Raw genomic sequence first — 8,620 nt, forward strand, 5'->3', positions numbered from 1 at the left:
AATGGGTCAAATGGCCCTAGCCAGGGCAATGTGCGATAGAATCAGTAGCGTGATAATCAAAAAAAATCTAATTATTTAGAATGAAAGCCAAGGGTTAATTGAAAATCTTGAGTTTTTCGAGGTGCCCGATAGAGTATTTTTACTTGCTGCACAGGCATTCGCAGAAACACAGGCAAATATAGTAGCAATGACAGATCTAATAAATATTTTTTTCATTTATCTTCTATTCCTAATAGAATAATATTTAGTTCAATAGTCTTTATAAGATATGAAATAAATCGATTACCCTATATATAAAACTAAATAATTTTTTGTTAAATTTAATTTAAACTAAAAAATAAAATTTGACTGATGATATTTAGTTAGAAGATATATTTAACTTATCATTGATAAATAAGCAGCAATTAAAATAAAAATAAATTGTCCTGCTCCAACTATCGAAACTAAAAATAATGTAGAGGCAAGTTTTAGCTTACCTCCAAAAAAATGACAATTTTATTAAATACAACGATGACAATATTTAACCAGTTAATGAAAAATAACTAAGGTTTCATATTAGCATCTATCACTTGATAAAATGCATTGCCAGTATCGTAAATTGTCCATACACCTAAAATAACTTGATAACCGGTACGATATGGTAGATTACAATCAATTGAGACCTCAAACGAAGGCATTTGCCCCCCATCTGTACGATTGCAAAATGGTTGCAGATCAAATGAGCTACGGGCTAACGGCGCATTAGGATCCCAATTTTGTTTAGTGATGAAATACTCCCAACCGGTAGTTCGATGAGGTGCGGTCAACATCCAATGGAAGGTATTTTTACCGGGTGAAACATCAACTTTAGTCCAACGAGTAGCAGTCTGTTCATCTAACTCACCAAACCAACGATGTCCAGCACTGGCAATTTTACCATCAGCTGGCCCACGCCGAGGAAAACCTTTACGACCTTCAACCGATTGTGGTTCAACCATAACCGCACCACAATTACCATTTTTACCTAACGAACACAGATAAGCTCGACTAGTAGGAAAATCGATATAGCCATGCATAGGATTTAGGAGAGGATTTGCTCTGGCAAAACTTATAATACTAATCAATAATAACATTACTAATGATAACATTGATAATAATAATTTTATTTTCATTCAGTTTATTCCGTAATTAGCTAATTTTATTTATTAAAAAATAGTTAGTAGACATAATGAAAACTACCGTAAAATTATTATTTAACAACGGCAAAAACATCAATAAAAATAATATAATTAATATTAAACTATTGCTTATTTTTGAGAGTTAAATATCATCAATTTATATTAATAATGCATTAATTAAATAAGAAGTTCATTGATAATAAAAATGGTTAATAAAAATAACAAATAATAATGATAAATAAATTATTATTTATTCATATATTATAAATAGCAGCCTAACCCAGTGTTAAGCTGCATTGAAAATAATTAGCATGATTATATTAGCGAATTACAAGCAATAAATTTAACCCCATTAATAAACTTAATTAGCATCATCATGATCTTTATTAACCCCAAAATGGCGGTAGGCATGATCAGTCGCAATTCGACCACGGGGAGTACGCTGAATAAAGCCTTGTTGAATTAGGAAAGGTTCAAGAACATCCTCTATGGTTTCCCTTTCTTCACCAATTGCAGCAGCCACGTTGTCTAATCCTACCGGTCCTCCCATAAATTTATCAATAATAGCGATCAATAACTTACGATCAAGATAGTCAAAACCGGCTGAATCAACATTAAGCATATCTAATGCCTGTGAAGCGATGTCTCCATCGATAATACCATCGCCTTTTACTTGGGCAAAATCTCTTACTCGCCGTAATAAACGATTAGTTATCCGCGGCGTTCCCCGTGAGCGCATCGCAATTTGTCTCGCACCGGAATCAGAAATTTCTAACCCCATAAAGTGAGCACTACGTAATACGATCGTCTGTAAATCATCGACATTATAAAATTCAAGACGCTGAACAATACCAAAACGATCTCTAAGCGGGGATGTCAGTGAGCCGGCTCTGGTTGTTGCACCAACTAAAGTAAAAGGAGGTAGATCAATTTTAATTGAACGCGCAGCAGGCCCTTCTCCTATCATGATATCCAGTTGGTAATCTTCCATTGCCGGATAAAGGATCTCTTCTACAACTGGCGATAAACGATGTATTTCATCAATAAAGAGTACATCATGCGGTTCTAAATTGGTTAGCATTGCCGCTAAATCCCCTGCCTTTTCTAACACTGGGCCGGAGGTGGTACGTAAATTTGCGCCCAATTCATTCGCCACAATACCCGCTAATGTCGTTTTACCAAGCCCAGGTGGACCAAAAATCAGCAAGTGATCAAGTGCTTCAGCTCGTAATTTAGCTGCCTGGATAAAGATTTCCATCTGTTGGCAAACCTGAGGTTGCCCGACATATTCAGTAAGGAGTTTTGGTCGAATAGCGCGATCAATCACGTCTTCATCAGGTAAATTCTCAGCAGAAACTAAACGATCAGCCTCAATCATAGGTTTGGTCCTTACTTATTATTTATAATGCAGCTCGCAATGCTTCGCGGATCAACGCTTCACAGTTAGTAGCTCCATTAGCAACTCTGCCGATCATACGGCTTGCATCTTGTGGTTTATAGCCTAAAGAAATTAATGCCGAAACTGCCTCTGCTTCAATATCATGACTATTTTGTTTTGCCGCTGATGAGCCAGGTAAATCTATCGCACTATTATTAAATAGATCGCCATTAAGTCCTTTAAAGCGGTCTTTCATTTCAACCACCAGCCGTTCTGCGGTTTTTTTGCCAACACCCGGTAATTTTACCAAGCTAGAAATCGCTTCTTGTTCTATCGCAGAAACAAATTGATAAGCTGACATACCGGATAAAATGGCCAGCGCTAATTTAGGACCTACCCCATTAACCTTAATTAACTCACGAAATAATGCCCTTTCTTGCTTATCATTGAAGCCATATAGTAGCTGCGCATCTTCACGCACGATAAATTGAGTCCATAAGATCACTTCCTGACCAATTTCTGGTAATTCATAAAAACAGGTCATTGGCATATGAACTTCATAACCTACACCATTTAGTTCGAGTAAAACAATAGGTGGCTGTTTTTCCAAAATAGTGCCTCGCAAGCGACCAATCACATCGATTTCCTCTTTTAGGTTATTCTGCTAATGCTTATATTATAAAAAAATACTGGATTTATATCCAGTTATTAACGCAATCGTCTTTTAGCCAATGATAGTTCTGGCTCACCTATTCGAGCCAAATTTTGATTAAAATGACAATGCGTGATCGCAATAGCTAAAGCATCAGCAGCATCAGCTTGAGGATGCGATAACAATTTCAATATTGAGCAGACCATATGCTGAACTTGTTTTTTTTCCGCCGCTCCCGTGCCAACAACGGATTGTTTTACTTGTCGCGCCGCATATTCAAAAACTGGTAATTGATTATTAACTGCAGCTAAAATCGCCACGCCTCTCGCTTGACCTAATTTTAGAGCAGAATCGGCATTTTTTGCCATAAACACCTGTTCGATAGCAAAACTGTCCGGTCGATATTGGGTAATGATTTCAGTGACACCTGCATAAATACGTTGTAAGCGTGTTGGCAGATCGTCTGCCTGAGTACGTATACAGCCACTACCTAAATAGATCAACTGTCGACCTTGTTGACGAATAACACCATAACCGGTAATACGAGAACCAGGATCAATCCCAAGAATAATTACCATATTCTTGACTCACTGAGTAGGTTAAACATGCAAAGAAAAAGCATACTGATAATCAGCATGCTGTTTCTTAATATAAAAAGTTGATTTAATTATAGCTGAGCCGCAACTTCATCTGAAATTTCCCCATTATGATACACTTCTTGTACATCATCAGAATCTTCCAGCATGTCGATTAAACGTAAAAGTTTAGGTGCAGTGTCAGCATCTAAATTTGCTTTGGTTGACGGGATCATTGTCACCTCGGCGGCTTCAGCCTTAAAACCGGCTGCATCTAAAGCATCTTTTACATCACCAAAGCTTTCCAGCGTAGTATAAACATCGATGGCACCATCATCATATGATTCGACATCATCTGCACCCGCTTCTAATGCAGCTTCCATTAAATTATCTTCATCAATGCCTGGTGCATATGAGATCACGCCACGTTTAGTAAATAAATAAGCAACCGAACCATCGGTACCTAAATTACCACCGCACTTAGTAAAGGCGTGGCGGACATCAGAAACTGTACGATTACGATTATCACATAAGCATTCAACCATAACAGCCGTACCGCCTGGGCCATAGCCTTCATAAATGATCGTTTCTAGATTATCATTGTCATCACTACCTACACCACGTGCGATTGCTCGATTTAACGTATCTCGCGTCATATTATTAGATAATGCCTTATCAATCGCCGCACGCAATCGTGGGTTTGATGCTACGTCACCGCCACCTAAACGAGCCGCTGTTACCAGTTCACGAATAATTTTAGTAAAAATTTTACTCCGTTTAGCATCTTGCGCCGCTTTTCGGTGTTTGGTATTGGCCCATTTACTATGACCTGCCATGAAATATCTCCCAAAATACGTCAATAAAAATCATTTTAGAACAAATTGTTCAATCGCCTGACGGTTACTCCATGACTTAGTCAATGCTGCTGCCTGGGCAGCAGGTAACCAACGAAAAGTCAAATGTTCTTTCAATAAAAAATCCTGCTCTTGCGGTAAGGCCAAAGAAAACCAATGCTCTTTGCATTGGATTATACCCGGAGCATAACGGTGGCGAAATTTTAAAAAAATATCAAAATAGAGACTGTGTTGCAGATCAACTAACGTCAAATGCTGTTTGATAATATCAATGCCTATCTCTTCTTTAACTTCACGCAATGCCGTCTCTCTTGGTGTTTCGTTATCCTCAAGACTACCGGTAACTGATTGCCAAAAATCAGGATCATCACGCCGCTGTAGCATCAATACTTGGCGACTCGATTGCACATAAACTAGAACTAATACTGATTCCGGCCGTTTATATTGCATAGTATCTATTTAGTTTTTGGAGCAACAGTTATCGCCAATTCCGCTAATGCTGCCGGATTGGCCACACTGGGTGCATCGGTCATCAAACAAGCTGCTGCGGTTGTTTTTGGAAACGCAATCACATCGCGAATATTTTCTGTTCCCGTTAATAACATAACAAGTCTATCTAAACCAAATGCTAAACCGGCATGTGGCGGTGTTCCATATTGTAATGCCTCAAGCAAGAAGCCAAATTTATCTTGCTGATCTGATTGGCTAATATTAAGAATTTCAAAAACAGCTTGTTGCATCTTATTATGGTGGATACGGACTGAGCCGCCACCAACTTCATAACCATTAATGACCATATCATAGGCATTAGCCACGGCCGCTAGAGGATTGGCTTGTAGTTGCTCCGGGGTAAAATCTTTCGGTGCAGTAAAAGGATGATGCATAGCATGAAGCTCACCATTTTCATCCTCTTCAAACATTGGAAAATCAACAATCCATAACGGTTTCCAGCTATTATTTTGTGTGATTGCTAAATCACGCCCTACTTTCAACCGTAACGCTCCCATTGCATCATTGATAACATTTTGTTTACCAGCACCAAATAACAAAATATCACCCGCTTTAGCTTGGGTACGTGCTAACAAATTATCAATCACCGATGGTGGTAAAAACTTAGCTATCGGGCTTTGAATATCTGCCTGACCTTTAGTCAGCGAATTAACCTTCATCCAAGCTAATCCTTTGGCGCCGTAAATAGCAACAAATTCAGTATAACCATCAAGTTGTTTACGCGTTAATGTGGCCCCGCCTGGAACACAAAGTGCAGCCACACGGCCTTTTGGATCATTGGCAGCTTCAGCAAAAACTTTAAATTCAACGGCATTGACCAAATCAGCAATATCAACCAATTCTAAAGGATTCCGTAAGTCTGGTTTATCTGAACCATAACATTGCATGGCCTCAGCAAAAGTCATTACCGGAAAAGTACCTAATTCAATACCTTTATTTTCCTGCCACAATTGACGGATCAAACGCTCCATCACTTCACGAACTTGCTCGGCAGTCATAAAAGAGGTTTCTACGTCGATCTGAGTAAATTCAGGCTGGCGATCAGCTCGTAAATCTTCATCACGAAAACATTTTACTATCTGATAATAGCGATCAAAGCCCGACATCATCAATAATTGTTTAAAAAGTTGTGGTGATTGCGGCAGAGCATAAAACTCACCTTTATGAACGCGGCTTGGAACAAGATAATCACGCGCACCTTCTGGTGTTGCTTTGGTCAAAATGGGCGTTTCAATATCAACAAAACCTTCTGCATCCATAAAACGACGCACAAAACTAGTAATGTTGGCTCGCTCTCTTAAGCGCGTTGCCATTTCCGGCCGCCTTAAATCAAGATAACGATATTTTAATCTTATTTCCTCGGAATTTTGTTGATTGCTATCTATCGGTAATGGTTCAGAACGATTAATAATCGTCAATGCTTGTGCAACAATTTCAATCTCACCGGTCGGTATCTCTTTATTGATTTGTTCACGTTCTCGTACCATACCTGTGATCTGGATACAAAATTCGTTGCGTAACTGTGACGCTTGGGTAAAAAGTTCGGCATGATTTTCCTGCACAAAAACAACTTGAACTAAACCTTCGCGATCTCTCATATCGACAAAAATTAATTTACCTAAATTACGCTGGCGGTTAACCCAGCCACAGATAGTCACTTTTTGTCCAACGTGAGCAACACCTAATTGCCCACAATAATTTGTCCGCATACGATATCCTTTTACTCATCATACAGAGTCGCTTGCACTAGCCGTTTTAGTGCTATTAATTTAAACATAATCAAAAAATATCGCTATTATACAGAAATTTCTACTGGGAAATAAGTACGCCTTATCATATTGGCCAGATAACTTTTAACGTATTCGCAATCTGAAAGCTTTTTATTGATTTAAATACTATATTTATGGTAACTGTTGAAGTTTTGAGATGTATCATTATTTCACTGTTTTGCCTAATAAAATTGGGGAAAAAAATGGTTAGTTCTCTGTACATTGTATTTAGTGCTTTAATATTGTTTAAGTTATCTTTGGAAGTCATTAAACTCAGAACTCAGTATCAAGTTACTTACGGTGATGGTGGTTTTTGTGAATTACAAACAGCATTACGCGTTCAGAGTAATGCGATTGAGTATATTCCTATCTCTATGCTGTTATTATTGATGATGGAGATGAATGGTGCACCCGTTTGGGCTATTCATCTTTGTGGATTAATTTTTATCATCGCCAGAATTTTTCATTACTTTGGCCTAAAACATAGAGAACGAACTTGGCGCCATTTTGGCCAAATAACGACTTATAGTTCTATGATTTTAATGATCCTGATTAACATTTATTATTTGCCTTGGATACAAATTTTTTCGTTTGATCTTTAATACAAGATTTATTTCATTAACATGGTCATCATTATACGCTTTGCCATGTTAATGAGTTTTAATTTATGTCCTAACATAAAATCTGTTAGAATTAATCACCGTTTGCTATTTAATTAATTCACAGGTTATGTCCAGCCAAATTTTAGATAAACAGAAAGACACCTTATTTGCCACTCCTATTGCCAATTTAGGTGATTGGCAATTTGATGAAAAAGTTGCCGAAGTCTTTCCTGATATGATCAAACGTTCTGTTCCTGGCTATTCAAATATTATTACTATGATTGGTATGCTCGCGACACGTTTCGTCACACCCAATAGCACTATTTATGATCTGGGCTGTTCTTTAGGCGCAGCGACATTATCAATTCGTCGTAATATTGAGGCTAAAAATTGTAAAATAATTGCTATTGATAATTCAGCGCCCATGATTGAGCGTTGCCAACGAAATGTTCATGCTTACAAAGCGAATACGCCGGTTGAAATCATTAAAGGCGATATTCTCGATATCAACATACAAAATGCCTCAATGTTGGTATTAAATTTTACCCTACAATTTATTGCGCCAAACGTTCGACAACAATTAATTAACCGGATCTACCAAGGACTAAATCCTGGTGGTGTCTTAGTGTTATCAGAAAAATTTAATTTTAGCGACGAGAAAATTGGCAATTTACTATTTAATATGCATTATGATTTCAAGCGTGCCAATGGCTATAGTAAGCGTGTTGCTTAATAGTGAAATAAGGGTGTTTCGGTGATTGAAGTAAATTTTACGCTGTTCTGAGATGGAAATTCCAAAGACCTGCGCTAAGGAGTAAGAAGGTATCATCAATAAAGGGTCTACGATTCCGTAAAATTTGGGTCATGCAACCGAGGCGCTTGATACCCGCGATGGCGTGTTCAACTGTAATACGGATGCCCGAGATTATTTTATTTTCTTGTTTTTGTTCAGGCGATAAAGGTCTTTTTCGAGTTCCTTTTTTTGGGATTTGTGTATTAGGATGCTGTTTATCTATACCTTGAAAACCGGTATCTGCCCAGATGGTTACCTCAGGAGGAATATGGCGAATTATATCGACTTTATCGAGTAAGCGTTTATCGTGACGGCGCCCATTTTTGCTCA

9 protein-coding genes and 1 pseudogene are annotated in these 8,620 nt (G+C 38.0%); 2 read left to right on the forward strand and 8 right to left on the reverse strand.

What is annotated here, in order from left to right; genetic code table 11:
- Positions 1-542 precede the first annotated feature (542 nt).
- The 7 genes from CBG25_RS02925 to aspS form a co-directional block, all read right to left on the reverse strand.
- Entirely contained in the window at positions 543-1,151 is a 609-nt protein-coding gene (locus tag CBG25_RS02925; RefSeq protein WP_290604407.1) for a lytic polysaccharide monooxygenase, read from the reverse strand.
- 367 nt (positions 1,152-1,518) lie between these two features.
- Positions 1,519-2,535, reverse strand: coding sequence for a Holliday junction branch migration DNA helicase RuvB (gene ruvB / locus CBG25_RS02930; RefSeq protein ID WP_290604409.1), 1,017 nt, complete (start codon positions 2,533-2,535; stop codon positions 1,519-1,521).
- A gap of 22 nt (positions 2,536-2,557) precedes the next feature.
- Positions 2,558-3,172 (reverse strand): Holliday junction branch migration protein RuvA, encoded by a 615-nt coding sequence (gene ruvA, locus CBG25_RS02935; RefSeq protein ID WP_032115902.1) that lies wholly within the window; start codon positions 3,170-3,172, stop codon positions 2,558-2,560.
- A 71-nt stretch (positions 3,173-3,243) separates the two neighbouring features.
- A complete protein-coding gene (ruvC, locus tag CBG25_RS02940) occupies positions 3,244-3,765 on the reverse strand; it encodes a crossover junction endodeoxyribonuclease RuvC (RefSeq protein WP_290604412.1) in 522 nt (173 codons plus the stop codon).
- Between the two features lie 89 nt (positions 3,766-3,854).
- Positions 3,855-4,598: a YebC/PmpR family DNA-binding transcriptional regulator gene (locus CBG25_RS02945; RefSeq protein ID WP_290604414.1), complete on the reverse strand. Its 744-nt coding sequence runs from the start codon at positions 4,596-4,598 to the stop codon at positions 3,855-3,857.
- 30 nt (positions 4,599-4,628) lie between these two features.
- A complete protein-coding gene (nudB, locus tag CBG25_RS02950) occupies positions 4,629-5,066 on the reverse strand; it encodes a dihydroneopterin triphosphate diphosphatase (RefSeq protein WP_290604416.1) in 438 nt (145 codons plus the stop codon).
- A 5-nt stretch (positions 5,067-5,071) separates the two neighbouring features.
- Entirely contained in the window at positions 5,072-6,835 is a 1,764-nt protein-coding gene (gene aspS, locus CBG25_RS02955) for an aspartate--tRNA ligase (protein ID WP_290604417.1), read from the reverse strand.
- Positions 6,836-7,098: 263 nt separating this feature from the next.
- On the opposite strand from aspS, the gene CBG25_RS02960 reads away from it, so the two are divergent.
- Together CBG25_RS02960 and cmoA are read left to right on the forward strand one after the other, a co-directional pair.
- Positions 7,099-7,497: an MAPEG family protein gene (locus CBG25_RS02960; protein WP_290604419.1), complete on the forward strand. Its 399-nt coding sequence runs from the start codon at positions 7,099-7,101 to the stop codon at positions 7,495-7,497.
- 127 nt (positions 7,498-7,624) lie between these two features.
- Positions 7,625-8,218 (forward strand): annotated as a pseudogene (gene cmoA, locus CBG25_RS02965) (carboxy-S-adenosyl-L-methionine synthase CmoA); the annotation flags it as partial.
- Positions 8,219-8,267: 49 nt separating this feature from the next.
- Here the strand turns inward: cmoA and CBG25_RS02970 are convergent.
- Positions 8,268-8,620 (reverse strand): transposase family protein (locus tag CBG25_RS02970; protein ID WP_290603898.1); only part of this gene is annotated, 353 nt, incomplete at its 5' end.

Origin of the sequence: Arsenophonus sp. ENCA (assembly GCF_002287155.1) — a bacterium.
Lineage (GTDB): Bacteria > Pseudomonadota > Gammaproteobacteria > Enterobacterales > Enterobacteriaceae > Arsenophonus > Arsenophonus nilaparvatae.

Bases quoted from the DNA above. Each gene is read 5' to 3' on its own strand.
- CBG25_RS02945 (WP_290604414.1), bottom strand. From the start codon at position 4,598: ATGGCAGGTCATAGTAAATGGGCCAATACCAAACACCGAAAAGCGGCG.
- ruvB (WP_290604409.1), bottom strand. From the start codon at position 2,535: ATGATTGAGGCTGATCGTTTAGTTTCTGCTGAGAATTTACCTGATGAA.
- CBG25_RS02925 (WP_290604407.1), bottom strand. From the start codon at position 1,151: ATGAAAATAAAATTATTATTATCAATGTTATCATTAGTAATGTTATTA.
- aspS (WP_290604417.1), bottom strand. From the start codon at position 6,835: ATGCGGACAAATTATTGTGGGCAATTAGGTGTTGCTCACGTTGGACAA.
- CBG25_RS02960 (WP_290604419.1), top strand. From the start codon at position 7,099: ATGGTTAGTTCTCTGTACATTGTATTTAGTGCTTTAATATTGTTTAAG.
- nudB (WP_290604416.1), bottom strand. From the start codon at position 5,066: ATGCAATATAAACGGCCGGAATCAGTATTAGTTCTAGTTTATGTGCAA.
- ruvC (WP_290604412.1), bottom strand. From the start codon at position 3,765: ATGGTAATTATTCTTGGGATTGATCCTGGTTCTCGTATTACCGGTTAT.